Raw genomic sequence first — 25,675 nt, forward strand, 5'->3', positions numbered from 1 at the left:
TAACGCACCATATGCGAAACCGTGTGGCCGCAAGCTCGTTCCCCATGTCTTGATTATTTTCGTTGCAATATGTGTGAAAGACAGGGAAGATCATGTCAATGATTATATTGGATCATTACAATTAGATTTGAGCCGCTGTTTTAGGGGCCAGCCTTGCCAGCCCTGTTTGCTCATGCCAAGGAAGAGCGCGCTGAATTAGATAACCACACTTGAACCGGATCAACCGAATGAAGTCCGCCTTGAAGCTCGATGCCGTTGATCTGCGCATTCTCGATGCCGTGCAGGAGAATGCAAAAATTACCAAACTTGCATTGGCGGAAAAGGTTGGCCTGTCGCCGACACCGTGCTGGCTACGGCTTCGCAAACTGGAAGAAGCGGGCATAGTGACCGGTTATCATGCGCATATCGCCTACCGCAAAGTTGCCCCGATAGCACATGTGATCGTGCAAATTACACTTGGCAATCATCGCCAAAGCGACTTCGATCGGTTTGAGCGTGCCGTTTCAGCATTGCCGGAAATCATTTCGTGTTGGTCCGTTGGCGGCGGCGTGGACTATTTTCTAATGGTCGCCGCGCGTGATATTGACGGCTACCAGCGGTTGATCGACCGGCTCCTGGACCAGAATATAGGTATCGAGCGATATTTCACCTACATCGTGACCAAGCTGGTCAAGGACGCGAAAGGCACTGCTCCACTGTCACTTCTTGCCGATAATCCGACGTAGACCAAGCGGGCTGCGAACAGGGGCAAGATTGGTCCAAATCACCTGTGTTGCACTTTGCTTTGGTCCAAATCAACGGGGGTCCCATGAGATGCTTTTTCTGAATTGGGAGAAGCACGATGAATGCCGTTCTGGATCATCTGATACAACATGACGGGCTTAAAAGGCTTCGCGACAAACACCTGTTTCGCGAGCTTGCCTATATCAACGGACGTTGGGTGTCTGGTGAGAAAGCCGAGACATTTCCGGTTGTCGATCCTGCAACTGGACAGCGCTTGGCGCGGGTTGCAAGTCTGAACGAAAACCAAACTCTTGCGGCAATCGATGTGGCGGAGACCGCATTTCCAGACTGGTCGCGGCGTCTCCCACAGGAGCGCGCGGGTATTTTGCGGCGATGGTATGAACTGATTGTTCAGAACCGGGACGACCTTGCAGTGCTGATGACATTGGAGCAGGGCAAGCCGCTTTCAGAATCTCTTGGCGAGATCGATTATGGCGCGGCCTTTGTGGAATGGTTTGCCGAAGAAGCAAAACGCCTGAACGGGGAAACAATAGCGAGTCATCTGCCCGATGCAGAGATGTTGGTACGTCGTGAGGCGCTTGGCGTGGTGGGACTGGTGACACCATGGAACTTCCCGAACGCCATGATTACCAGAAAAGCAGCTGCTGCTCTTGCTGCAGGCTGTCCGGTCGTCGTTCACCCATCATCCGAGACGCCGCTTTCCGCACTTGCTTTGGCTGAGCTTGGCGAAAGAGCGGGCTTTCCCGCAGGTATCTTCAACGTTGTAACGGGCAGAGCAGCACCCATTGTCGATACGCTTTGTGGCGACACTCGCATACGCGCCTTGAGCTTTACCGGTTCTACTGAGATCGGCAAGTTGATTGCGTCCAAATGTGCGTCAACTGTCAAACGTCTTGTCATGGAGCTTGGCGGGCATGCACCACTGATCATCTTTGACGATGCGGATCTGGAGCGTGCCATAGATGTAGCGATGGCCGCGAAATTCGCAACATCTGGTCAGGACTGTCTTGCGGCAAATCGTATTTTCGTCCGGCGGGGTATTCTCGCTTCCTTCACCGAAATATTTGCAGCGCGCATTGCTGCTCTCAAGGTGGGGCAAGGTTTTGAGGATGGGGTGGATATCGGGCCGCTGATGCACGAGCGGGCCGTCACAAAGGTAGAAGAGCACGTTGCGGATGCACGCGTGTGTGGAGCACGCATGCTCGTAGGCGGTAAACGCATTGGCGATAATACGCTGTTCTATGAACCGACTTTGCTAGTCGATGTGCCGAATGAAGCGGCGATCATGCACGAAGAAACATTTGGCCCGGTTGCTGCAATTGCTGTGTTTGATGAGGAAGATGAAGTCATCGCGCGGGCTAATGCCACAGAATATGGCCTTGTCGCTTATGTCGTAACGGCAAACGGTGCACGGCAATTGAGGATGGGGCGTGCGCTCGAATACGGCATGGTTGCCATCAATCGCGCGAAAATCACCGGCGCCCCCATCCCTTTTGGCGGCTGGAAACAATCCGGATTGGGGCGTGAAGGGTCACATCATGGCATCCACGCCTTCACGGAACTCAAATATCTCTGCATCGATACCGCTGCTTGAATGTGTCGTGAAACGAAAGGAAATTGACAGTGTTGAACAACAGCAACGAATTGACCGCCTGGGACCGCGATCATTTTTTCCACCCTTCGACACATATGGGTATGCATGCGCGGGGTGAAACACCAACCCGCGTGTTGGACGAAGGCAAGGGTGTGTTTATCACCGATGTAAATGGACGCCGGAGCCTAGACGCTTTTGCCGGTCTTTATTGTGTGAATGTGGGTTATGGCAGGACGGAAATCGCTGATGCGATTGCCGAACAGGCTCATAAGCTTGCCTATTATCACGCCTATGTCGGCCATGGCACCGAAGTCTCTATCACACTTGCCAAGATGATTATCGACAGGGCGCCCGCGCATATGAGCCGCGTCTATTTCGGTTTGTCCGGTTCTGATGCCAACGAAACCAACATCAAATTGATATGGTACTACAACAATATTCTTGGGCGTCCCGAGAAGAAAAAGATCATCTCGCGCTGGCGCGGTTATCATGGCTCAGGCGTCATGACAGGCAGTTTGACCGGTCTTGCGACCTTCCATAACGCATTCGATTTGCCGCGTGCGCCCATTTTGCATACACAGGCACCATATTATTTCCGCCGCGAAGATCGCTCGATGAGCGAAGAGCAATTCTCGCAAGATTGCGCCGATAAGCTTGAAGAAATGATCCTCGCCGAGGGGCCTGACACCATTGCCGCGTTCATTGGCGAGCCTGTGTTGGGTACAGGAGGGATTGTTCCGCCCCCGGCGGGCTATTGGCAGAAGATACAGGCTGTTCTCGATAAATACGACATTCTGCTTGTTGCAGATGAGGTCGTGACCGGTTTCGGCCGTCTGGGCAGCATGTTTGGTTCCGAACATTATGGAATGAAGCCCGATCTGATCACAATCGCCAAGGGATTGACGTCGGCCTATGCACCGCTTTCTGGATCGATAGTCTCTGATCGGATGTGGGACGTGCTGGTTAAGGGATCGGACAAAATGGGCCCGATTGGCCATGGCTGGACCTATTCGGCGCATCCCATCTGTGCCGCCGCCGGTGTGGCAAATCTCCAGCTCATCGATGACCTGAAACTGGTAGAAAATGCAGGTTCCACGGGCGCCTATTTCCGTAAGGCACTTCAGGACGCTATCGGTGATCATAAGCATGTCGGAGACGTGCGCGGCGAAGGGCTGATGGCTGCTATCGAGTTTGTAGAAGATCGCGATGATCGCAAATTCTTCGATCCATCCCTCAAGATTGGAGCGCAGATTTCGGCAGCCCTTCTTGCCAATGGGGTCATCGGACGTGCAATGCCGGAAGGCGATATTCTGGGCTTTGCGCCGCCACTCTGTCTGACGCAAGACGAAGCCGATCAGGTCGTTTCAGCAACAAAAGCGGCGATTGAAAGCGTTTTCGCAAATCGCTGATGATTGAACTTCGCGGGGTCAACATTACGATAGGTTGGCCCCGCATTGTTGACGATATTTCCGCATTCTGCGACATTCGCGTCATGCAAAATTCCATCTCCATTGATCAGGACTATCTCGTCACACGGCTCAAGGCGCTTCTTTCGATACCAAGCCCGACGGGCTTTACGGATGAAGCCGTCCGCTATGTAGCACGTGAACTGGAAATGCTCGGTCTGGAAGTCATGTTGACCAGACGTGGTGCAATCCGGGCGCGCCGACCAGGCGTTTCCAGACGCCCAGCTCGGGGCATCGTGTCCCATGTCGACACATTAGGTGCTCAGGTTAAGTACCTGAAAGATAATGGCCGTCTCGAAGTGGTCTCTATCGGAAATTGGTCTGCCCGTTTCGCAGAAGGTGCGCGCGTCTCGATCTTTTCCGGCAAGGGAACCTATCGCGGGTCAATCCTGCCCTTGAAGGCATCCGGACACACTTTCAATGAAGAAGTGGATAGCCAGCCGGTCGGATGGCCCTATGTCGAATTGCGGGTCGATGCGCTGGCGCGCAATAAGGACGACCTTGTTCAGCTTGGCATTGATGTCGGCGATATTGTTGCTGTCGACCCCGCACCGGAGTTTATCGATAACGGCTTCATCGTGTCTCGTCATCTCGATGACAAGGCAGGCGTGGCCATCATGCTGGCCTCACTCGAAGCCATGCAACGCGCCGAGATCGAAACGCCCGTCGATACGTATTGGCTCTTCACGATCGGTGAAGAGGTGGGTGTCGGCGCATCGGCTGTGGTGGTTCCCGATATTGCCTCTCTCGTTGCCATCGACAATGGTACCACAGCACCGGGGCAGAACTCATCCGAATTTGGCGTAACACTTGCGATGGCTGACCAGACCGGGCCGTTCGATTTTCACCTGACCAAGAAGCTCTACGAGCTTTGCGGCGAACACGATATTCAGGTGCAGAAAGATGTGTTCCGTTATTATCGCTCGGATGCTGCTTCCGCCGTTGAAGCAGGGCATGACGTGCGCACGGCGCTATTGACATTCGGTGTGGACGCGTCTCACGGATATGAGCGCATCCATTTGAGTGCTTTGACGTCGATTGCAAAATTGGCCGTTCATTACGCTATGAGCGACGTGGAAATCAAACGCGACGCTGAAGAAACCGCCAAGGGATTGAAGGGCTTCACACATCAGAAATCCACCAAAGCAGAGCAGGACTTGAAGCCGGAAGACACGCCTGCCGAATAGCAGAAAATCACCCGAACCATCGGGCGGGCTGGGTCCCGCCTTTTTTGTCGTTTCAAAATTTATTATGATAATTCATTGATCCTATCAATTTTATGCCTATAAATTAGAGTTATCTAATTTGCATAACGAAAGGGGATCGCTCTATGAGAAGATTATTTCGTGCTGCGCTGGCGGCAATAGCGCTCACAATTGCCGGGCCTGCAATGCCGTCGCTGGCTCAAACGCCGCCCAATGTGCTGATCGTGGGACAGATCGCCGAGCCGCAATCGCTCGATCCCCATACGGTGACGGCGACCAATGATTTCCGCATTCTGGTCAATATGTATGACGGCCTGGTGCGCTATAAGGATGGAACGCTTGAGGTTGAACCGGCACTCGCTGAAAGCTGGACAATTTCGGATGACGGTAAAACCTATCGCTTCAAGCTGCGTCAGGGTGTCAAATTTCAAGACGGGTCCGATTTCAACGCCGAAGCGGTGAAGTTCAACTTCGATCGCATGTTGAAGGAGGATCACCCATTCTACAACACTGGACCATTCCCACTATCCTTCAATTTCTCGTCGATTGAAGTGGTCAATGCGATTGATCAGGCAACGGTCGAATTCAAACTAAAGGAGCCATTTGCGCCCTTCCTGTCAAATCTGGCTTATCCGACTGGTTTGATCGTGTCACCCGAAGCCGTAAAGAAATACGGCAAGGAATTTGGGCGGCATCCATCGGGAACAGGTCCATTCAAATTTGCCGAATGGCAATCGGGTCAGCGTGTTGTCGTGGAACGAAACCCCGACTATTGGGACGGTGCGCCAGCCTTGGAAGCTATCGTATTCCGTCCGATTACTGATCCCAATACCCGCGTCGCAGAGATGATGGCTGGTGGACTTGATGTCATGGTGGAAGTGCCTCCAGACAACCTCGCGACCTTCAAGCAGGACGGGAACTTTGCCGTTGCAGAACAGGCAGGACCTCACGTCTGGTTCACGATTCTGAATGCAAAAACGGGCCCTTTCGCGGATAAAAAGGTGCGTCAGGCCGCTAATTATGCAGTCAACAAGAATGCGCTCGTCGATAATATCTTGCAAGGCTCGGCAACTGTGGCAGCGGGCCCCATTCCACCTGCTTTCAACTGGGTGGAAGACAAGACAGAGCCTTATCCCTATGACCCTGAAAAAGCCAAAGCACTGCTGGCGGAAGCCGGTGTCACCAATCCGGAGATCACATTTTATGTGACGGAGGGCGGTTCCGGTATGCTTGATCCCATCACCATGGGAGCAGCGATACAGGCTGATCTTCAGGCCGTTGGATTTAAGGTGAAAATTGAGACCTATGAATGGAACACGTTTCTTGGTCGCGTAAACACGGGTCTCGATGGCAAAGCCGATATGGCAGAAATGGCGTGGATGACCAATGATCCCGACACTGTTCCATATCTGACGTTGCGTACGGACGCTCTGCCTGACAAGGGCGGTTTCAACTCCGGATATTATTCCAACCCGCAACTGGACACGCTTCTCGAAAAGGCGCGCACGTCAACCGATCAGGCCGAACGAGGCAGGCTTTACGGCGAGGTGCAGGCAATCGTGCACGATGATGCGCCGTGGCTTTTTGTGGCCAACTGGAAGCAGAATGCCGTCACGACGGCGGCTGTCAAAGGCTTCAAGCTGCAACCGTCCTTCCTGTTGCATCTCAAAAACGTAACGAAGGAGTAGGCCCCAAGCCAGCTTGCCGAAGTTCACGGCAGCATTTTCCCATGACATACAGGAGGGCTTGAAATGCCAGCCTATATTCTAAAACGCCTTGCCGCAGTCATCCCGGTTTTGTTGGGACTTTCAATTATCGTTTTTCTCGTGATGGCGATGATCCCCGGCGACACGGCTACCGCATTGCTCGGCTCCTATGCAACACCGGAAAACGTTGAGCGGGTGAACCGCGATCTTGGTCTGGATAAGCCACTGGTGCAGCAGTATTTTATCTGGATCGGTAATCTGTTGCTTGGCGATTTTGGTCGTTCCTTTGTCCTCAACAGGCCCGTGCTTGATGAAGTTCTGGAGCGATTTCATGCCACGCTCATCCTGGCTGGTGTGGCGCTCGTTCTGTGTTCCATCGTCGGATTGTTGGCTGGCATCGTTTCAGCGGTGCGCCAATTCGGTTGGGCCGACCGCGCGATAACTTTTGTCGTTCTTGCCGGAATTTCCATTCCCTCATTCTGGCTCGGCCTATTGCTGATTTATCTCTTCGCAGTTCATTGGCGGGTACTACCGGCTTCCGGAATGTATGCCGTTTATGGCGGCGGTGATCTAAAGGACCTGCTCTGGCATCTGATTTTACCGGCAGGAACGCTTGCCGTTGTGGCGGCGGGTGTTATCGCGCGATTGACGCGCAGCGCAATGCTGGAAGTTCTGCGACAGGACTATATCCGTACTGCCCGTGCCAAGGGACTCAACGAACGACGGGTGATCTACCGTCACGCGTTCCGCGCAGCGCTTGTCAGTGTCATTCCCGTTATCGGCATACAAGCCGGTTTTGTGCTGGGCGGTGCGGTTTATATCGAAACCGTATTTCAGTGGCCTGGCATCGGCGCGATGCTGGTAAAGGCGATATCCACGCGTGATATCCTGCTGGTCCAAGGCGGTGTGCTTGTGGTGGCTGCAAGCTACGTTATCTTCAATCTGGTTGCCGATATTCTCCAGACCATGCTTGACCCGAGGATTCGCACATGAGTTTGCTAACACAAACCGCGGTGGTTCGCGCGCCGATACGTCTGACCTCATGGGGATTGCTCATGAGCAACCGGCTGGCCGCTTTCGGTTTCTTTCTATTGGTCGCTATCTGCGTGGTCGTTCTGGCGGCACCTTTGCTACCGTTGCCGAACCCGGATGCCACGTCGCCCGCGACACGTTTACAGCCTTTGTTCACGTCCGGCCATTGGCTCGGTACGGACCAACTGGGCCGGGATATTCTAAGCAGAGTTATCTGGGGCACACGTGTGTCGGTAGCGGTCGGCTTTGCCGCCACTTTAATAGCGGCCATCATCGGTTCTTCCATTGGCCTCGTCGCTGGTTTTGTCGGTGGGCGCACCGACAATCTGATGATGCGCGGCATCGATATGCTGATGGCGTTCCCCTACATTCTTTTGGCGTTGGCGATTGTAGCAGTCCTTGGGCCAGGTTTGATGAATGCGCTTTTCGCGATAGCTGTCGTCAATATCCCGTTTTTTGCCCGTAATGTCCGTGGTGTTACGTTGGGTCTCGCTCATCGAGAGTTCATCGATGCGGCGCGGCTTTCCGGCAAAAATCCACTCTCGATCCTGGCGACCGAGGTTCTTCCGAATGTCATGCCGGTGATCGTTATCACCATGTCGACGACCGCCGGTTGGATGATCCTCGAAACGGCGGGTCTCAGTTTTCTTGGTCTGGGCGCGCAACCACCACAGGCTGATCTGGGATCGATGCTGGGGGAGGGCAGGGCGCAGCTCTTCAACGCTCCGCATGTGTCCATAGTCCCCGGCCTGATGATCTTCCTGCTTGTGATCAGCTTGAATGTGCTTGGTGACGGTGTACGCGACATACTCGATCCACGCCTGCGGTCAGGTGCGCTTGCACGTCCCGGAGCCAGAACCGAGATAGCCCGTGATCGAGCTACGAAGTCTGATGTGTCTGGCAAGGCGGCACTGTCGGTCGCGGCGCTGGAAACAGGTTTCGTCAGCGGCGGACATTTTAGGCCAGCTGTCAAAAACGTTTCTCTCGAGTTGCATCGGGGGGAGTGTCTCGGCCTGATTGGAGAGAGCGGTTCAGGTAAAAGCGTTACAGCCCTTTCAATCATGGGGCTTGTCGCATCACCGCCCGGGCTTATCCGTAACGGGTCCATATTTCTGGAGGGCAAGGATGTTCTTTCCATGCGGGAAACGGAGCTTACGACCCTTCGCGGCAGTAAGGTGACCTATGTGTTTCAGGACCCGCTGACGACATTGCATCCGATGTATTCCATCGGCTGGCAGGTTGAGGAAACTATCGGAGCGCATCGTCGCACTACCGCGACTGAGCGACGCGAACAAGCAATAGCCCTGCTTGAGAAGGTTGGCATTCCAGACGCCAGAGAACGCGCCAGCCATTATCCGCATCAGCTTTCTGGCGGACAACGCCAGCGTGTCGGCATTGCAAAGGCTCTCGCCAATGACCCCGATATCATCATCGCAGACGAGCCCACGACGGCGCTGGATGTGACTGTGCAGGCACGAATTCTTGATCTGCTGCGCGAGTTGCAACGCGAACGCGGCATAGCATTGTTGTTCATCACCCATGACTTTGGAGTGGTTTCAGAAATCTGCGACCGCGTTGCGGTGATGAAAGATGGCGAGATTGTCGAGACAGGTACGGCGAGGGCGGTCTTATCCAATCCGCAGCATGACTATACGCGTCGGCTCATTGCTTGCGTGCCAGAACTCGGACAAGGCCTGAGCTTTCTCGACAAGGTAGCCAAAGTCTTCGGACGGGAGAATAAAGGCATGAAAGCATGAGTGAAATTGCGATCAGTGCACGGGAGCTTACCAAGACATTTGGCGGTGGGCGAACTCTCTTTGGCAGGAAACACCATCAGGTCGATGCAGTCAAAAAAGTGTCTCTTGATCTGCGGCGAGGTGAGACCCTTGCCGTGGTAGGCGAAAGCGGCTCGGGAAAGAGTACGCTTGCGCGCATGTTTGTGGGGCTGACGGAACCGACAAGCGGAACCATGACAATCGCTGACCGCGATGTGACCGATTTGCGTAGATCGGGGGCGCGTGCATTCGGCAAGGTCATTCAATATGTCTTTCAGGACCCCGTCGCCTCGCTCAATCCGCGTAAGACCATCAAACAGATTCTAGACGTTCCGCTCAAGCTTCTCGGCAAATACGACGCAGCGCAGCGCACACAGAAAATGTTAAAATTGCTCGATGCGGTGCAGATGCCCAAAGACACGCTGGAACGCTATCCGCATGAGTTCTCGGGCGGGCAGGCACAGCGTATTGCGATAGCGCGTACGCTCGCAGCAGAAGCCGAGATTGTCGTGCTTGATGAGCCAGTCAGCGCCCTCGATGTTTCGGTACAAGCTCAGGTCCTCTTGTTGCTGGATGAGCTTAAGCGGGAATTCGATCTGTCCTATCTTTTCATAAGTCACGATCTCGCTGTTGTAGAGGCCATTTCGGATCGGGTGGCAGTGATGTATTTCGGGGAAATTGTGGAAGAGGCTTCCGCTCGCGATCTTTTCGCTCACCCGCAACACGCCTATACGCGACAATTGCTGGATAGCGCACCACGCATCAGGAAAGAGTAGAAGTGGCATGGTCAAAACGGGCCTTAAAAACAGCGGCGAAACACTGAAGCGTGTGAGCGTGAAGGCAGCAAAGCCCAAGCGTAGGCCGGAAGAAATTGCCGACCGCATCAAGGATTTCATCAGAGCCAAAACATTGAAGCCCGGTGACCGCCTACCACAGGAAAAGGAGCTGATCGATCAGTTCAAAGCTGCGAAGGGCACGGTTCGAGAAGCAATGAAAGCGCTTGAAACACAAGGGCTTATCTATACGCGAAGCGGACCGGGGGGCGGCGCATTTGTGGCGGAGCCATCGGCAAGACATGCCATGGAAATGCTGGGCAGTTTTTTCTTCTTCGATCAGCCGAGCTTGAGCGAAATCTATTCGATACGCAAGTTGCTGGAACCGGAAATTGCAGCATTGCTGGCAGGCAAGCTGACGCACGGTGATATTGTTCAACTTGAGAACACCATGCGTCTTTATGATCGCCCGCCTGTCGATCTGGATGATCAATATCAACAGCGGGTGGCCGAATTGGATTTCCATTCACTGTTGGCGCAACAATGTCCAGACCGGCTGCTGGGCTTCGTTTCCGGGCTCACCCACCATCTTTTGCGCAACTTGCCTGTTGCCCGCGCCATCTATGCAGATCCAACGCCTGCGTCTCGCGAATCTGGGCTTGTTTTTCAACATCGTCTGCTGGCCGCTCTTATCGAAAACAGACGGGAGGATGCACGGCAGATTGCTTACGAACATATGGTTTCCGCCGAAGATTATATGCTTTCAAAGGCCACGACCATCGTCGGAAAGGTTTAGGAAAAGCCGATAAAAATGGGAACCATCCCGGCGCTGTTGCATTTGCAACTGGGAGGGCCGCCGCCAGAACACACGCGACGGCCCCATTCGTGAGGGCATAGCCCGTAGGAAGATCAAGCAGTCTTCGGGCTGTGCAAAGAGACGAAGCGGGTTTGACGGCGTTACGGTCACAGATGCGCTCTCGTTATGACAATGGAGGTTTCGACCCTTTTTATGTGTGGAATTTGCGGAGAAGTCAGGTTCGATGGCGGTACGCCATCGGTTTCGGCAGTCTCGAAAATGGCAGATGTCTTGAGTCCCAGAGGGCCCGACGCATCTGGTATCGTCATCCGGGGCAATGTAGGCTTCGGTCACAGAAGACTGAGAATTCTCGATCTTTCCGAAAAATCACAGCAACCCATGATCGATGCAGATCTCGGTCTGACATTGGTTTTCAACGGATGTATCTACAATTTCCGTGAGTTGCGCGCAGAGCTTGAAGCGAAGGGTTATCACTTCTTTTCCGATGGAGATACCGAGGTGATCCTGAAGGCTTGGCACGCCTGGGGAGAAAACTGCGTCTCTCGGTTTTTAGGCATGTTCGCTTTTGCAATCCACGAACGGGATACGGGACGGATCATTCTTGCCCGTGATCGGTTCGGGATAAAGCCGCTCTATCTCTCCGAGGTCAACGGCGCGTTGCGCTTTGCATCTTCGTTGCCAGCACTGGTAAAGGCTGGCGGCGTTGATACCTCAATTGATCGTGCTGCGCTCCACAATTACATGAGCTTCCACGCTGTCGTGCCGCCACCGCGTACGATCTATGAAGGCGTACGCAAGCTGCCCCCAGCAACGATGCGTATTTATGAGGCCAATGGCAGTTTCAAGGATCGCATCTATTGGCAAGCGCCTTATCGCCGCCTGCCGGGCGACAGCGCACTAAGCCGGGAGGAATGGCAGGAACAACTGTTGGACATGCTCCGCCTGGCAGTCAAAAGGCGCATGATTTCAGACGTTCCGGTCGGTGTTCTTCTTTCCGGCGGCGTGGATTCCAGCCTCATTGTAGGCTTGCTGGCGGAAGCAGGCCAGACTGGTCTTATGAGCTTTTCTGTCGGTTTCGAAGAAGCCAATGGTGAGAAGGGCGACGAATTCGTCTATTCGGACCTCATAGCCAAGCATTTCGGAACGGATCATCACAAAATATTCGTTCCGTCAGCGGACCTTATGGAGGCTTTGCCTGGAACCATCGCTGCTATGTCGGAGCCGATGGTTTCCTATGACAATGTCGGCTTCTACCTTCTCTCAAAAGAAGTGTCGAAACACATCAAGGTGGTCCAGTCCGGTCAGGGTGCTGACGAAGTTTTCGGCGGCTATCACTGGTATCCACCGCTTGTGGATTCCAACGATGTGGTCGGTGACTATGCCAAGGGCTTTCGCGACCGCACGCATGCTGTGCTTGCCACACAATTGTCCGCAGACTGGATGCCCGAGCAGGATTACAGTCTGGAGCTTCTCGAAGAGAAGTTGCTTGAGGACGGTGCCGATACGCCTGTTGACCGTGCGCTGAGGCTCGACACCAATGTGATGCTCGTGGACGATCCGGTCAAGCGCGTCGATAATATGACGATGGCGTGGGGACTGGAAGCACGTGTGCCTTTCCTGGACCACGAATTGGTAGAGCTGGCAGCGCGTATTCCGCCAGAAGAAAAGCTGCGCGATGGCGGTAAAGGTATCCTCAAGGACGTTGCCCGGAAAGTCATCCCAAGTGAAGTCATTGATCGCAAGAAAGGCTATTTCCCGGTACCGCAGCTCAAATATATCGCCGGGCCCTATCTCGATATGCTGCGCGATGCATTGTCATCCCAGAAGGCGCGCGAGCGCGGTCTTTTCCAGCGTGACTATCTTGAGCGCTTGTTCGCCAACCCATCAGACCACATCACGCCGCTGCGCGGATCGGAGCTGTGGCAAGCAGGACTGCTGGAAATGTGGCTCCAGACGCAGGAGGCATGAATGCGAAATCATGGTGAGGAACAAATGACCCGGCAGAAAGTCAGGGGCGGCAAGGCTCTTTCGCATCGTCTGACACGCTTGCGCACGCCGGAAAGCGCTGGATTTTACCAGGAGCATTCGCATGGCGCTAACAAGGCAGAAGTTGATAGCAGACAACACAATGTGACCCTCGACTGCGGTTGGGGGCGACTGTTGTTTGCGCAGACATTCGACAGCAATCAAGCCATTGTCGACGCGATGCGAGCGGAGGCCCCGGCAAGCCGCGATATTCTGTTTTATGTCAGCGATCCGCATGTTCTGTTGTCGTTGGCACCGCACGAGATTTTTCTTGATCCGTCGCACACCTATCGTCTGGAACTGTCGACTTATCGGGCCGGAGGACGCCGCACGCGCGGCGTCACCATTCGCCGCGCCATTTCGGAAATTGATGCGGACGGTATCAATGGAGTTTATGCCGCATGCGGCATGGTTCAGCTTCGAGCTGATTTCTTTTCTGCAGAGCGTGTAAACCGTGCAGTCACCTATTTTGTCGCTCAGGACGATGCCACTGGCGAAATTGTCGGCACGGTGACAGGCATTGACCATCAGCGCCTGTTCGACGATCCGGACCGCGGAGCTTCGCTGTGGTGCCTTGCCGTTCACCCACAGGCACGCCAGCCCGGCATCGGTGAAAAGCTGGTGCGTATGCTTGCCGAACACTTTCAGGCGCGTGGGTTGCGTCATATGGATTTGTCTGTACTTCACGACAATGAGAACGCCATTCGGCTCTACGAGAAGCTTGGTTTCAATCGTGTTCCGCTCTTCGCAGTGAAGTGCAAAAACGCGATCAATGAAAAGTTTTTCGCGTCCCGCCTCGAAGCTGTAGAAGCACTCAATCCCTATGCGCGGATCATTGTAGATGAGGCGATGCGCAGGGGTGTGCAGGTTGATGTTACGGATGCGGACGGTGGGTTCTTTCGTCTCTCCTATGGTGGACGCTCGGTTCACTGTCGGGAAAGCCTCTCCGAGATGACATCCGGTGTTGCCATGTCGATTTGCGACGATAAAGCCGTGACGCGGCGGGTCGTTGAAAAAGCCGGGCTGGTCGTTCCTGCGCAGATTTCCGCAGACGAAAGCGTTGAAACGCAGGAAGCTTTCTTGCACCAACATGGAAAACTTGTCGTCAAACCGGCGCGGGGCGAGCAGGGGCGCGGTATTTCTGTCGGAATATCCGATATGAAACACCTACAAACGGCGATCAAACAGGCCCGTACTGTTTGCGATAGGGTGTTGCTGGAGGCTTGTTTTGAGGGCCAGGATCTGCGCCTGGTCATCATCAATTTTGAGCTGGTCGCAGCAGCGGTGCGGCGACCACCACGAGTGGTGGGTGATGGAAAAACGACGGTACGAAAACTCATCGATATTCAATCGCGACGACGCTCCGCCGCCACCGGCGGGGAAAGTCGCATTCCTGTCGACACCGAAACGAAGAGATGTCTTCAGGAGCAGAAATTGTCGCTCGATAGCGTGCTTGATGACGGCCGTGAGATCACCGTGCGCAAAGCGGCCAATCTGCATACGGGTGGAACCATCCACGATGTGACATCGCTTGTTGATCCCGAGCTTGTTGATGCTGCTTGCCGTGCCGCGCGCGCAATCAATATTCCCGTGGTGGGCATAGATTTCATGATAAAGCGACCAGATAAGCCGGAATATATCTTTGTCGAAGCCAATGAACGCCCCGGGCTCGCCAATCATGAGCCAAGACCCACAGCGGCCAAGTTCGTAGAGTGCTTGTTTCCCCAACTCTACCGGGAGGGTTGAAATGCGCCGACTGATTTGCGTTAGGCATCAACATCAGTAAATCAGTTTGAGCTGTGATTATGTCTTGGCAATTGTGCCCGACAGATAAGCCGTGCGGGCACCCGCGCGGCTCAATTTACCGGACGATGTCATGGGCAGGCTACCGGGGCGGACCAGTTTTATATGGGGCGTTATGCCAATGCTGGAATTGACCGCCGCGGTGATCTGCCTTTTGAGCATTTCGGCGTTATCTCGCTGTGTGCTCCTGTATTCAACCAGGATGACAATGACCTCGGAACAATCGCTATCGACAGCAAAAGCTGCAACGCGCGTATTCTGCAACTCCGGAACAGCATTGACAGTCTGTTCAATGTCTTGCGGCCAGATGTTGCGGCCATTGATTGCTATCATGTCCTTGAAGCGACCGGTGACAATCAGCTCGCCGTCTTTCATGAACCCCGCATCGTCTGTATCCAAGAAGTCGGTATCCGCAATCCGCTTCATTGACTGAAGCGACCCGTCGCAATAGCCGGACATCAGGCTGGGGCCGCGAATGCATATTTGGCCAATCTGGCCTTCGGGCAGGGGAGTTCCGTCGGAAGCACAGATTTTAATCTCATGACCGTTCAACGGTCTGCCGCACACAGCCAACAAGCGTGTATCCGGTTCGTCTCGTTCAGTGGATATTACTAGATTTTCCTCCAGTCCTTTGCGATTGACCATCTCTTCACGAAGACCGTGGCGAAAACTGACCAGAAGCGTGGACTCCGCAAGTCCATAACTTAGCGTAAACGATGCTTCGTGGAATCCGAACTGTGCCATGGCTTTGGCAAAATCATTGAGCTTACGAAGATCAATCATATCCCCTCCGACTCCTGAAACCCGAAGAGAAGAAAGATCAAGATCGCTGTCTGACTGCTTGAGCCGCTGTGCGGCAAGCCTGTAACCGAAGACCGGTGCGTAGGTGATTGTAGACCTGTTTCGGGACATCAACTGTAGCCGTAGTACCGGACGTCTGGCAAATGTCGCAGGTGCCATGTAGTCCACGGTCGTTTGAGAAAACAGCGGCGCTATAGAAAAGCCGACCAGCCCCATGTCGTGATAGAATGGCAGCCACGAGAAGGCGCGATCTTCGGCGGTAATTTCAATGCACTCACGCAATATTCCCCCTACATTATGGCACACCGCTTCTTGTGAGATACGAATACCTTTCGGCTCTGCCGTTGAACCTGACGAAAACTGGATATAAGCCGGTTCATCAGGTTGAAGCGGATCCAGCGATATGAACCGCGCCGGGTTTGCCGGAGACCGTTTGGTTTAAGTTATGCGGCCAATGCTGGTTCGTCCAGCATGGCGTAGTATCGTTCTTCGGCCTCGGCTGGCGGTATGTTTCCGACGGGCTCCAGAAGGCGGCGGTTGTTGAACCAATCGACCCATTCGAGCGTGGCGAACTCCACGGCTTCGAAGTTGCGCCACGGCCCACGTCGATGGATGACCTCGGCCTTGCAAAGACCGTTGATCGTTTCGGCGAGAGCGTTGTCATAACTGTCGCCAACACTTCCTGCGGAAGGCTCGATGCCTGCTTCCGCCAACCGCTCGGAATAGCGAATGGACACGTATTGCGAGCCGCGATCGGAATGGTGAACCAGTCCGCCGCGCTGGACGGGCTGCCGATCATGAAGCGCCTGGTCGTGGGCATCGAGCACAAAAGCCGCATGGGCCGTTCGGCTTGCCCGCCACCCGACGATGCGGCGGGCGAAGGCATCAATGACGAGGGCCACGTAACCGAAGCCCTGCCAGGTCGCGACATAAGTGAAATCGGATAACCACAGCATGTTCGGCGCTGGAGCGAAGAACTGTCGGTTCACCCGGTCGAGTGGGCATGGAGCGGACGTGTCCGACACGGTGGTTTTGACTGGCTTGCCGCGAATGATGCCTTGAAGTCCCATCATTCTCATGAGCCGTGCGACGGTGCAGCAAGCGACATCGAAGCCTTCTCGCCGCAACTGTCGCCAGACTTTCCGCACGCCATAGACCTGGAAGTTCTCGTTGAACACCCGGCGTATCTCGATCTTCATGGCCGTGTCGCTCCGGGCGCGGGCCGCCAAGCAATCCACGTCCGTTCGCTTGGCGATGACCTCATAATAGGTGGACGGGGCAATCGGCAGCAGTCTGCAAATCGGCTCGACCCCGAGCACCGAGCGGTGTTCGTCGATGAAAGAAATCATCGCTTCAGTGGGCGGTCGAGCTCCGCCTGGGCAAAATACGCCGAGGCTTTGCGTAAAATCTCATTGGCCTGACGAAGCTCGCGGTTCTCCCGCTCCAGAGCCTTCATTTTCTCCGCGACCTCACTCGGCAAACCAGCACGCTTGCCGCTGTCCACCTCGGCCTTCTTAACCCATTCATTGAGCGTAAGCGCCGAGCAGCCGATCTTGGCGGCTATCAAGCAAACAGCCGCCGACCGCGATGGATGTTCAGCTTCATGCTCGACCACCATTCGAACAGCGCGGGCTCGGACTTCAGGAGAAAATTTGTTCGTCGTCCTGCTTGTCTTAGATCCTACTTCTCACGAGTTGGGGTCTCCGGCAAATCCGGCGCAGTTCAATACGTCACCTTGAATGGCATCCAATTGACTGTAGCTGACGGCTTACACGCCGGCCTTCTGCACGAGATCGGGTGATAGCTCTTTTAGTGTATCAGACAGACAAACGAGCTTAGCATTTCCCGCTCGCACAAATGCGCCAAGCCTCTCGAGATTGCTTTTCTTGCCACACACTCAATCAAAACTGGTCGATCACACCGCAAGCGGAATTGACCTATTCGAAGGTTGACTTCGACATCTTCAACGATGTCTTCGGAGCGCGTATCAGTCTTGATCGCGGCGAAAGCCTGCAAGGCCGCCTTGGTGTCGCCATCGAGCATCAAAACTCCTGGTACAATGCTAGTGGCTTGATCGACAGAACACAGGTCTATGGCATCGCAAACCTCTACTATGAGTTCCTCGAAGGAACGAAAGTGGATGTTTCGGAAACCACATTTGCCAATGAGAACGAGCGGCTGTGGGGCGGCATCGGGCTTGGTGGCAGCTATAACTGGAACAGCGAAAAATACTCGATCTATGGCGAGGGTGCTATCAATACCAGCCTTGCTGACTTCGGCGACAGCTACGCCTATAAAGGGACGCTGGGCTTTAGAGTGAAGTGGTGAGAGGTACATAGTCAGGGACACCTTTTGCCGAATTGCGCTCCACAGTAGATTGCAAAACGAAAACAGGTGGCCTGCGTTTACACAGGTCACCTGTTTGGTAGGGTCGGGGCAGGGGCTGTCCCGATAGGCTGTTTGTTATAACTTGCCGAGACGCTTGCGCAGTTCGGTGTTTTCGGAACGGAGCTTTGCCGCCAGTTCCTTGCGCAGCTTCAGGTTTTCAGCTTCCAGTGCTACAAGCGCCTTCAGATCGTCGCTCGTTGGTGATGCCTTCGCGGCCGCCGGAGCTGCGGTCTTTCCTGCAGCGTTCTTCCAGTTGTAGTAGGTCTGCTCGCTGACTTCAGCATGCTGCAATGCAGCCTTCAGCGTGGTCTTGCCGCCCTTGGTGGCCTTTTCAACCGAAGCAAGAATGGAAGCGCGTTCAGCTGGTGTATATTTCTTCACCTTACGACCAGTCGGTGCCGCAGCAGTTGCAACAACCTTGGCGGCCTTGGGGGCAGACGCAGCCTTTGCCGCTTTGGGAGCCTTGGCAGCTGGTTTGGCAGACGCAGCTTTAGGCTCAGCCTTCTTGCGCGGTGCGCGGGTTTTCGGCTTGGCGCTCACAGGCTCAGCTGCAGCGGTCTGGTTTGCTTCTACAATGGTTTCATCAGCCATGTTCAGTTTCTCCTGAATTGATACTCGGGTCAGCTTTCCGGGTGCCGAATATATGGGACAATGCTTAATGCAACTATAAGTGCCATTACTTTGACAATTTATGAAGAGATGCCATCACATCAGCATGGTGAGACGATCTATTATGAAGCAGGATTGATTGTTGAAAACTGAGGCTGAAATCTGTAGGTAGAGCACAGTACCTGTCGGTGCACTTCCACGAATTTGATTGAGAAAGCTATTTTCGGATGAAGAATCCAATCCGCAATGTTGTCGTTGAATATAAGAACCGGCGTGCGCGCAAGAGTGGCAATGCGCTGTGGGGCAACCTTGATCTGAAGTCGATTGCGCGGGAAGTGGAAGAAGATACCAAGGCGCCGACATCTGCCGACCCCGTAACGCCTGCTGCCTCCCAGGCAGGCAATGAACCAGCCGCACCTGTCCACGCGCCAACGCCACAGATAGAAGCCAAGACTGAGCCGAAGATCCTCATTGCCGATATACCAGAACCTGTTGCCACAAAAGCGAGCATAGCCTCGTCGGAACCAGAAGCGCCTGTCACCGCCGAAGCTACAGTTTCACCAATTCCAGCCAAGAAAAAAGTCAATGCGCGCCGTCGCTTGAAGCCAATTGTTGACAAGCCGGTGAAAGCCAAACCAGCTCCTAAAGCCGTAGCTGACATTCTGGATGAACTGGCTGAGCTTGAGGCCGAGAATACCGCGTTAAAACGCCAACTGGCCCAAAAGCTCAACACCGAAAATCAACAAATGCGGAAAATGCTGAACAGGTAAAAACCGGCATTTCACTCTACGATACTGCAATTATCAATTCTTGTGCATTTATCAATGAGCGCGCTATGTATTATAGTTGTTAGTATCTCTTAGGAACTACTTGCTATCTTGAATTTGATTTGGGAAAATAAGCATATTTAATATAAAGAATTCCGGCGACCTGGGGAGCATTTCGACTTCTTCAGTATCGAAGAGGGCGGGGCATGGACGCAAAGTCAGTTTATATCACAGTCATGCTGATCATTCTTGCAAATGGTGGTGTTCTGAGTGCCATCCTTTCGGATTTTCCAGCTGCCTTGCGTCCCGCTGCCCGTATTTGGCAATGGGCTACACTTCTTGTGGCATTGGGCTGCGGGATTTTTGCGGCTGAAGTTTACTTACCCAAAGATCTCACCGTCATTGTCGCAAATGTGGTTCTGGTTCTGGCGCTCAGCATGTACCATGTTGCTATAAGGCGGTTTCACGGTTTGCCGCTCTATTCAAATGTGCTGCTGGTACCGCTTTTTGGGATGCTCGCATTCCTCTATTACGTAATCTATGTCCCTGATATCAAAGTGCGTGTGGTTATAGTATCGGTACTTTGGGCCATCATCATGTTGGCCTCCACGTCTATCTTGATCAGTCGGGAACATTCAGCGGAGTATCAATCCCGGAGCCGGTTCGCAATGGCGGTCATCTATATGATGGCCGCATTTACAACGATACTTCGTGCAATTTTATATGTATCGCTGGATACGAAAGCGAACTTCACAATAGCCGACAACACCCATTGGATGAACAGCGTCACGCCGGTCTTTTTATCGGTACTGCCTGTTATTGGGACAACAACATTCCTGCTGATGTGCTCCGATCAGGTGAAGCGGCGTTGGCAGAATGCCGCGTCTCGCGATTATCTAACGGATCTTCCGAACCGCCGCTCACTGATAGCTTATGGCACATCGATTATAGAATCCAACGACGAAAATTCGAGGCGTCGCGCAGTAGCGGTTCTGGACATTGACTGGTTTAAATCCATCAATGATACCTATGGCCATTTTGCAGGCGATCTTGTCCTGCAAACGCTTGCGCAGAGATTGAAAAGTGTCTTGGAAGCAGACGACTTCATCGCCCGGACGGGTGGTGAGGAATTCGTTATTATCTTTGGTGAGAAAAGCAGTCTGGATGCTGAGTTAGCAGCGGAACATATCCGCAATGCGGTGGCTGAGAGCAGGTTCGCGATAGAGAACGCATCCATATCGGTGACGGTTTCAATTGGACTCGTGACGCGCAATGCGCCAACCAAATTTGATGATGTGATGATACGCGCGGATAAAGCACTATACACCGCAAAGAACAACGGTCGTAATCGAACCGAAATCGTTGCGATGGGCAATGCTGAACGAGTTATCTGATCGGCTGCGTTGTGCACTCAGGCTTTCCTGACGTTCCATAAGATAGATTACGCGATTCAATTGTTTGGCTAGGGTACATGTGGCTTGAAGTGGAATTTGCAAGCGATGTGGTTTCATATCAAGGGTTGATCCACTCGGAGGCCATGACCACGCCCGCAGCGTCATAGCTGAATCGCGCCCTGCGATTACCCTCCCGCCGAAGCTGAAACCAATCCAGCATACCCGCTCGAAAAGCCAGCACGCCGAAGTGCTCTTTACCATCACCACCGTCTGCTAGTTCCGATAAAAAGGGCTGTTCGTCAGTCACAAAGGCGCGTTCGTCTCCAGGCGGCCCTCCCGTATAGGTCCCACGCGTCCTGGCGGGGAGCACATCCCAAGCCGTTTCGGCAACCGCGCTACCCGGCGCGTGAAGTTCGACGGTTCCCTGCAAACGAAGCTGCAAACGCGTCTGTGAACAATAACCGAGCACCGTCGCATAAGGACGCGCGCCAAACTCACGCCACTTGGCGCTGCGGGTATCCGTGTGGAATTCGAGCACCCGTTTGGCCACGTCGGTTCGCCTCAATACAACCATTCGCGCCTGCGGGGTGTTATCAGCATCGACCGAACAGAGATTCACATAACGGAAGCCGGATTCCGGAGAAGACGCCGCCGCTTCAAGCTCGGCCCATGCGGCAAGTTCCACTTCCGTGACGTTATCCATTCAGCATCTCCCCATACGATAAGAAGCGGCGCTGACCTAATAGCCGGCACCGCTTCTTGATTGTTGCAGACAAGCCCCATTTAGACAGAACGGGTCACACCACCATCGACGCGAAGGTTCTGCCCAGTGATATAACCTGCCCCATCAGACACCAGAAACGCGATCGTCGCGGCAATTTCCTCTGCAGTGCCATAGCGATTCATCGGCACGCTGTCGCGCCGCTCGTCGGTAGACGGAAGGCTGTCAATCCAGCCGGGCAGCACATTGTTCATACGGATGTTCTTGGCGGCATAATTATCCGCGAATATCTTCGTAAAGCTAGCCAAACCGGCTCGGAATGTCGCCGAAGTCGGAAACATAGCCGAAGGCTCCGAGGCCCATGCCGTCGAAATGTTGACGATAGCGCCGCCGCCCTGCGCTTCCATAATTGGCGTTACCAGACGGATCGGGCGCACGGCGCTCAGGAAGTAAACCTCCATGCCCTTATGCCAGTCTTCATCGGTAATTTCGAGGATCGGCGCACGCGGACCGTGACCGGCAGAATTAACCAGTGCATCCACCCTGCCCCACTTGTCCATCGCCAGATCGACAAGTCGCTTCACATCGTCATTGACCAGATTTGAACCGGTGACGCCCACGCCGCCCAATTCCTGCGCCAGCGCTTCGCCCTTGCCGGATGACGACAAGATCGCAACGCGATATCCATCCTGCGCCAGCTTCCGTGCAGCCGCTGCGCCCATGCCGGAACCGCCAGCGGTGATGATTGCAACTTTTTCTCCAGACATCAAAGGCTCCTTTGTTTCGATATTGAGCACACTATGCCAAATTTCGATGAGACTTTCGCGCCAGAAAGAAACACGTTATACTGTAGAAAATCTACAGGCTACTTCATGAACCCGTCACGCCGTAAACTGCCGCCGTTGAATGCCCTGCGCGCCTTTGAAGCTTCGGGCCGCAGACTGAATTTCCGTGCCGCTGCCGATGAATTGCGTGTCACGCAAGGCGCTGTCGCGCAACAAGTTCGTGCACTGGAGGATCATCTTGGCCTGACGCTGTTTCATCGCCTGCCACGTGGGCTAGCCCTGACTACGCAAGGTGCGAACTATCTGGCGGATGTGACCCGTGCCTTCGATACGCTTGGAGAAGCGACTGGACGGCTTCTGGACAGACCGGAGACGGTTACGATCAGCGTTACGCCGACTGTCGCGGCGAAACTTCTCATTCCAAGGCTGGCCAGACTTCATGCCGACCTTGCAGGCGTGGAATTGCGCACCGTTGCGACCGAGGCGGTTTCCGATTTCGACCGGGACAATGTGGACATAGCGCTGCGCCTCACACGACCGCCTTTCCCGTCTACGCTTGATGCAAAACTGTTGTTTCGTCAGGAACTGGTAGCTGTTGCCAGCCCCTATCTCATCGACGGTAGGCCTTTGCCGCTGACAAGCGAGCAGCTTCGGGAAATGCCACTTCTGCACGATGCGCATAATCACTGGCCCGAGCTTCTTGGCTCAAAAGGAAAACTGCCAGGTGCGATGTTCAACCAGACAGCACTTGCACTGGATGCAGCACTCTCCGGTCAGGGGGTTGCCCTCGCGTGTCGAGCCTTCGTTGCATCCGACTTGGCGGCCGGACGATTGGTGCAAGTGGCCGAGCCTACAATCATAATAGAACCGGATTATTACCTTGTCCGCAAACGGTCGACCTCACCGAGAAAGGCCGTCGATGCTGTTTGGAACTGGTGTTCTGAACGGTTGCTTCTGCCCGAAATGAAGTAAGGCGGAAGCTGCACAGTATTGCTAATGGTTAGCCAACGTCCCGAAACCGTCTGTTTTCTAGAACCCAGAAGAAGACGATTGTTATGACGAGCACGATCAGAAGCAGGATGAATGCTGCTGCCGAACCCTCGTTGAGAGACAGCCCGAGGAACGCCTGTCTATAGGCAAAGAAGCTCAAGACTTCCGTCGACGTGCCGGGGCCGCCCTTTGTGAGAACATAGGTCAGATCATAGGTGCGGAACTCGTTGATCAATTGGATGATAATGGCGATGGCCGCAACGGGACGCAGCATCGGCAGTGTCAGATACCAAAACTGTTCGATCTTGCCCGCTCCGTCCACTTCCGCCGCCTCGTAAGGGTCGCGCGGCAGCGAAGCCAGCCCAGCGGCCAGGATAAGCACGACAAAGGATGTCTGCTGCCAGATATCGATGGCGGCCATAGACCAGATCGCGAGGTCCGACGAGCCGAGCCAGTCAAGCCTTGGCAGGCCTATGGTCTCCATCATGTGGTTCACGATACCCAGATTGGGCTGCAGCAGCATACGCCAGATAAGGGCGACACTGACCGGAGACATGGCCATAGGAATGGTCAGGATTGCGAAATAGATCGGCTTGGTTTTCACGACCGCGTTCAGCATGAGCGCGATCCCTAGCCCGAGTATGAATTCTGCAACCACGGTGACGATCGAATATTTGACCGTCAGCCATAGTGAACTCCAGAATTGCGCGTTGCTCATGATCCGCGCGTAGTTTTCAAAGCCCGTGAACGGTAACAGCGATGGCCGCATCAGTGTCATCGAGGAAATCGACATCAGGACTGCATAGAGAAGCGGCAGCCCCATGACGACTGCAAGGGTCAACAATCCTGGCAGGGAAAACGCCCAGCCGGTTTTCCAGGTACGGTCGATTGCAGTGGTGGACGTGGACATACGAACGTTTCCTAGAATGCCGGCGGGGTGAAACTGAAGATTCTTTGCCGCCCTCCCCTTCAACAGACAGGGCGGCAAGAGCATTATTTCTTGAGAAGGTCTTCCAGACCGGAAGCGGCTGCCTTTATGGCTGCATCCGGCGTAATCTCCCCGCCTGCCGCCTGCGATACTTGCGTGCCGAGAACATCTTCATACTGCGCCGAATAGGCGAATATCGGGAACGACTTTCCGGAAGCCACGACATCCAAAGCCTGCTCATAGAACGGATACTTCTTCAGAACATCTGCATCCTTGTAGACAGCTTCGCTGACAGGCGCGTGGCCCTCAAGCGCACGTGCAATGCCGATCTTTTTGCTCTGAACCCACTTGATGAATGTCCAGGCTGCTTCCTGTGCTTCCGGCGATGCGTTCTTTGGAATGCCCCAACCCCAGCCGCCGCTTTCGCCATGACCACCCGGCATGACGGAAAGGCCGACCTTGCCCGCAACATTCGGGCATTTTTCGGCATTGTCCATCTGAGGCAGCATCCACCAATAGGTGACCATGCTGAAGGCTTCACCGCTGCACATCAGGCGCATGGTGTCATCCAGCGTGGCGGACAGTGCGCCTTGTTGCGCCGCATTCTTGATTGCATCGACATAGAGTGTCAGCGCCTTGACTGCTTCCGGGCTGTCGAGCGTAACCTTGCGGTCCTTGTCGAGATAGCCGCCACCTGCCGAGAACAGATAATTGGAGAACTCCATGCTGTTCGGATCGCCACGCTGGCCCTGCATCGCCGCGCCCGCAACATTTGCCTTCGCCTTCATGAATTTGGCGACCTGCACATAGTCTTCAAGCGTTTCGGGCTTCTTCAGCTCGGCATTGAACTCGCTTTTGTAAGCTTCCTTGAGCTTTGGATCTTCCAGCAAGTCTTTTCGATAAAGCATGCCCATCGAGTAGTTGTACATCGGCAGGATCGGCATCGCCTGATCGGTCCGGCCAAGCAGATCGAGTGTAGAGGGGATAAACTCCGACAGATCAAGCTTGTCGCGTTCGGCGAGAGGCTTCAGATCGGTCAACCAACCGGCAGCGGGAAATTCGCCCGCCCACAGGAAGTCGACCTCAAGGAGATTGTAATAGCTTTCTGGCGAGACAAGCTGCGTGGCGAGCTTGTCATGCATATCGCCATAGCCCACCTTTTCAAATTCCACCTTGATGCCGGTTTCCTTCTCGAAGTCCGGCAGCAGTTTTTCAATGATGTGCGTTTCGGGCACATCTTCCATCAGGGCGCGCAGCGTGACGGTTTCCGCCTGTGCGTATCCCATTCCCGCCAGCAGAAGCAGGCTGACACCCGCCATTAACTTGTTCCCATATTTCAGCATTTTCGTGGT

At 54.2% G+C, this 25,675-nt stretch carries 21 protein-coding genes, 1 pseudogene and 1 other annotated feature; of the genes and pseudogenes, 15 read left to right on the forward strand and 7 right to left on the reverse strand.

All coding sequences use genetic code 11. The features are described from left to right. The first annotated feature begins 239 nt into the window (after window positions 1–239). The 11 genes from FGI60_RS13120 to ngg all read left to right on the forward strand — a co-directional run bounded on the left by FGI60_RS13120 (window position 240) and on the right by ngg (window position 14,883). The gene (locus FGI60_RS13120; RefSeq protein ID WP_171058771.1) at window positions 240–725 is read left to right on the forward strand and encodes an Lrp/AsnC family transcriptional regulator; all 486 of its coding nucleotides are present in this window, start codon (window positions 240–242) and stop codon (window positions 723–725) included. 116 nt (window positions 726–841) lie between these two features. Beyond that, window positions 842–2,338: an NAD-dependent succinate-semialdehyde dehydrogenase gene (locus FGI60_RS13125; RefSeq protein WP_138785575.1), complete on the forward strand. Its 1,497-nt coding sequence runs from the start codon at window positions 842–844 to the stop codon at window positions 2,336–2,338. 29 nt (window positions 2,339–2,367) lie between these two features. Next, on the forward strand, window positions 2,368–3,747 hold the full coding sequence (locus FGI60_RS13130; RefSeq protein ID WP_138785576.1) for an aspartate aminotransferase family protein: 1,380 nt from the start codon (window positions 2,368–2,370) through the stop codon (window positions 3,745–3,747). Between the two features lie 83 nt (window positions 3,748–3,830). Continuing rightward, window positions 3,831–4,991: an osmoprotectant NAGGN system M42 family peptidase gene (locus FGI60_RS13135; protein WP_138785700.1), complete on the forward strand. Its 1,161-nt coding sequence runs from the start codon at window positions 3,831–3,833 to the stop codon at window positions 4,989–4,991. A 143-nt stretch (window positions 4,992–5,134) separates the two neighbouring features. Further along, window positions 5,135–6,697: an ABC transporter substrate-binding protein gene (locus FGI60_RS13140; protein WP_138785577.1), complete on the forward strand. Its 1,563-nt coding sequence runs from the start codon at window positions 5,135–5,137 to the stop codon at window positions 6,695–6,697. Window positions 6,698–6,760: 63 nt separating this feature from the next. Next, complete coding sequence (locus FGI60_RS13145; protein WP_138785578.1) at window positions 6,761–7,708, forward strand: ABC transporter permease; 948 nt, start codon at window positions 6,761–6,763, stop codon at window positions 7,706–7,708. Continuing rightward, window positions 7,705–9,504, forward strand: a complete 1,800-nt coding sequence (locus FGI60_RS13150) for a dipeptide/oligopeptide/nickel ABC transporter permease/ATP-binding protein (protein WP_138785579.1) — start codon at window positions 7,705–7,707, stop codon at window positions 9,502–9,504. Before FGI60_RS13145 ends, FGI60_RS13150 begins: the two co-directional genes overlap by 4 nt. Continuing rightward, complete coding sequence (locus tag FGI60_RS13155) at window positions 9,501–10,298, forward strand: ATP-binding cassette domain-containing protein (protein ID WP_138785580.1); 798 nt, start codon at window positions 9,501–9,503, stop codon at window positions 10,296–10,298. The genes FGI60_RS13150 and FGI60_RS13155 overlap by 4 nt, the downstream gene beginning before the upstream one ends. A gap of 7 nt (window positions 10,299–10,305) precedes the next feature. Then, window positions 10,306–11,091 carry a FadR/GntR family transcriptional regulator gene (locus tag FGI60_RS13160; protein WP_138785581.1) on the forward strand — a complete coding sequence of 262 codons (786 nt, stop codon included), beginning with the start codon at window positions 10,306–10,308 and terminating at the stop codon, window positions 11,089–11,091. A gap of 213 nt (window positions 11,092–11,304) precedes the next feature. Then, window positions 11,305–13,080 carry an N-acetylglutaminylglutamine amidotransferase gene (locus FGI60_RS13165; RefSeq protein ID WP_138785582.1) on the forward strand — a complete coding sequence of 592 codons (1,776 nt, stop codon included), beginning with the start codon at window positions 11,305–11,307 and terminating at the stop codon, window positions 13,078–13,080. Continuing rightward, a complete protein-coding gene (ngg, locus tag FGI60_RS13170; protein WP_138785583.1) occupies window positions 13,081–14,883 on the forward strand; it encodes an N-acetylglutaminylglutamine synthetase in 1,803 nt (600 codons plus the stop codon). Window positions 14,884–14,940: 57 nt separating this feature from the next. Here the strand turns inward: ngg and FGI60_RS13175 are convergent, their stop codons facing one another. Both FGI60_RS13175 and FGI60_RS13180 read right to left on the reverse strand, forming a co-directional pair. Next, window positions 14,941–16,146: an AMP-binding protein gene (locus tag FGI60_RS13175; RefSeq protein ID WP_328592655.1), complete on the reverse strand. Its 1,206-nt coding sequence runs from the start codon at window positions 16,144–16,146 to the stop codon at window positions 14,941–14,943. 38 nt (window positions 16,147–16,184) lie between these two features. Beyond that, window positions 16,185–17,359, reverse strand: a protein-coding gene (locus tag FGI60_RS13180) for an IS3 family transposase (RefSeq protein WP_210238442.1) whose coding sequence is annotated in 2 segments (ribosomal slippage) — window positions 16,185–17,125 and window positions 17,125–17,359 — 1,176 coding nt in all. Because the reading frame shifts where the segments join, the coding sequence is not laid out codon by codon here. Next, window positions 17,016–17,132: a sequence feature (AL1L pseudoknot), on the reverse strand. Its footprint overlaps the gene before it by 117 nt. Window positions 17,360–17,637: 278 nt before the next feature. Here FGI60_RS13180 and FGI60_RS13185 point away from each other — a divergent pair. Then, a pseudogene (locus FGI60_RS13185) lies at window positions 17,638–18,069 on the forward strand (autotransporter outer membrane beta-barrel domain-containing protein); the annotation flags it as partial. Between the two features lie 135 nt (window positions 18,070–18,204). Here FGI60_RS13185 and FGI60_RS13190 read toward each other — a convergent pair. Further along, on the reverse strand, window positions 18,205–18,720 hold the full coding sequence (locus FGI60_RS13190; protein ID WP_138785585.1) for a transposase: 516 nt from the start codon (window positions 18,718–18,720) through the stop codon (window positions 18,205–18,207). Window positions 18,721–18,965: 245 nt separating this feature from the next. Between FGI60_RS13190 and FGI60_RS13195 the strand changes: the two genes are divergently transcribed. Together FGI60_RS13195 and FGI60_RS13200 are read left to right on the forward strand one after the other, a co-directional pair. Next, window positions 18,966–19,508: a hypothetical protein gene (locus FGI60_RS13195; protein WP_138785586.1), complete on the forward strand. Its 543-nt coding sequence runs from the start codon at window positions 18,966–18,968 to the stop codon at window positions 19,506–19,508. 203 nt (window positions 19,509–19,711) lie between these two features. Further along, entirely contained in the window at window positions 19,712–20,899 is a 1,188-nt protein-coding gene (locus FGI60_RS13200) for a GGDEF domain-containing protein (protein ID WP_138785587.1), read from the forward strand. Window positions 20,900–21,017: 118 nt separating this feature from the next. On the opposite strand, the gene FGI60_RS13205 is transcribed toward FGI60_RS13200, so the two are convergent. Together FGI60_RS13205 and FGI60_RS13210 are read right to left on the reverse strand one after the other, a co-directional pair. Beyond that, on the reverse strand, window positions 21,018–21,602 hold the full coding sequence (locus FGI60_RS13205; protein WP_138785588.1) for a pyridoxamine 5'-phosphate oxidase family protein: 585 nt from the start codon (window positions 21,600–21,602) through the stop codon (window positions 21,018–21,020). 80 nt (window positions 21,603–21,682) lie between these two features. Continuing rightward, entirely contained in the window at window positions 21,683–22,387 is a 705-nt protein-coding gene (locus tag FGI60_RS13210; protein WP_138785589.1) for an SDR family oxidoreductase, read from the reverse strand. Between the two features lie 105 nt (window positions 22,388–22,492). Here FGI60_RS13210 and FGI60_RS13215 point away from each other — a divergent pair, with 105 nt between their 5' ends. Next, window positions 22,493–23,377 (forward strand): LysR substrate-binding domain-containing protein, encoded by an 885-nt coding sequence (locus tag FGI60_RS13215; protein WP_138785590.1) that lies wholly within the window; start codon window positions 22,493–22,495, stop codon window positions 23,375–23,377. Window positions 23,378–23,405: 28 nt separating this feature from the next. On the opposite strand, the gene FGI60_RS13220 is transcribed toward FGI60_RS13215, so the two are convergent. Then, on the reverse strand, window positions 23,406–24,305 hold the full coding sequence (locus FGI60_RS13220) for a carbohydrate ABC transporter permease (protein WP_138785591.1): 900 nt from the start codon (window positions 24,303–24,305) through the stop codon (window positions 23,406–23,408). A gap of 83 nt (window positions 24,306–24,388) precedes the next feature. Continuing rightward, window positions 24,389–25,642: an extracellular solute-binding protein gene (locus tag FGI60_RS13225; RefSeq protein ID WP_235889806.1), complete on the reverse strand. Its 1,254-nt coding sequence runs from the start codon at window positions 25,640–25,642 to the stop codon at window positions 24,389–24,391. Between the last annotated feature and the right edge of the window lie 33 nt (window positions 25,643–25,675).

Origin of the sequence: Brucella haematophila (genome assembly GCF_005938105.1) — a bacterium.
GTDB lineage: Bacteria > Pseudomonadota > Alphaproteobacteria > Rhizobiales > Rhizobiaceae > Brucella > Brucella haematophila.

Coding starts and splice junctions, on each gene's coding strand:
- FGI60_RS13125 (WP_138785575.1), top strand. CDS start 842: ATGAATGCCGTTCTGGATCATCTGATACAACATGACGGGCTTAAAAGG.
- FGI60_RS13135 (WP_138785700.1), top strand. CDS start 3,831: ATGCAAAATTCCATCTCCATTGATCAGGACTATCTCGTCACACGGCTC.
- FGI60_RS13140 (WP_138785577.1), top strand. CDS start 5,135: ATGAGAAGATTATTTCGTGCTGCGCTGGCGGCAATAGCGCTCACAATT.
- FGI60_RS13145 (WP_138785578.1), top strand. CDS start 6,761: ATGCCAGCCTATATTCTAAAACGCCTTGCCGCAGTCATCCCGGTTTTG.
- FGI60_RS13150 (WP_138785579.1), top strand. CDS start 7,705: ATGAGTTTGCTAACACAAACCGCGGTGGTTCGCGCGCCGATACGTCTG.
- FGI60_RS13155 (WP_138785580.1), top strand. CDS start 9,501: ATGAGTGAAATTGCGATCAGTGCACGGGAGCTTACCAAGACATTTGGC.
- FGI60_RS13160 (WP_138785581.1), top strand. CDS start 10,306: ATGGTCAAAACGGGCCTTAAAAACAGCGGCGAAACACTGAAGCGTGTG.
- FGI60_RS13165 (WP_138785582.1), top strand. CDS start 11,305: ATGTGTGGAATTTGCGGAGAAGTCAGGTTCGATGGCGGTACGCCATCG.
- ngg (WP_138785583.1), top strand. CDS start 13,081: ATGCGAAATCATGGTGAGGAACAAATGACCCGGCAGAAAGTCAGGGGC.
- FGI60_RS13190 (WP_138785585.1), bottom strand. CDS start 18,720: ATGGCTGATGAAACCATTGTAGAAGCAAACCAGACCGCTGCAGCTGAG.
- FGI60_RS13195 (WP_138785586.1), top strand. CDS start 18,966: ATGAAGAATCCAATCCGCAATGTTGTCGTTGAATATAAGAACCGGCGT.
- FGI60_RS13200 (WP_138785587.1), top strand. CDS start 19,712: ATGGACGCAAAGTCAGTTTATATCACAGTCATGCTGATCATTCTTGCA.
- FGI60_RS13205 (WP_138785588.1), bottom strand. CDS start 21,602: ATGGATAACGTCACGGAAGTGGAACTTGCCGCATGGGCCGAGCTTGAA.
- FGI60_RS13210 (WP_138785589.1), bottom strand. CDS start 22,387: ATGTCTGGAGAAAAAGTTGCAATCATCACCGCTGGCGGTTCCGGCATG.
- FGI60_RS13215 (WP_138785590.1), top strand. CDS start 22,493: ATGAACCCGTCACGCCGTAAACTGCCGCCGTTGAATGCCCTGCGCGCC.
- FGI60_RS13220 (WP_138785591.1), bottom strand. CDS start 24,305: ATGTCCACGTCCACCACTGCAATCGACCGTACCTGGAAAACCGGCTGG.
- FGI60_RS13225 (WP_235889806.1), bottom strand. CDS start 25,642: ATGGCGGGTGTCAGCCTGCTTCTGCTGGCGGGAATGGGATACGCACAG.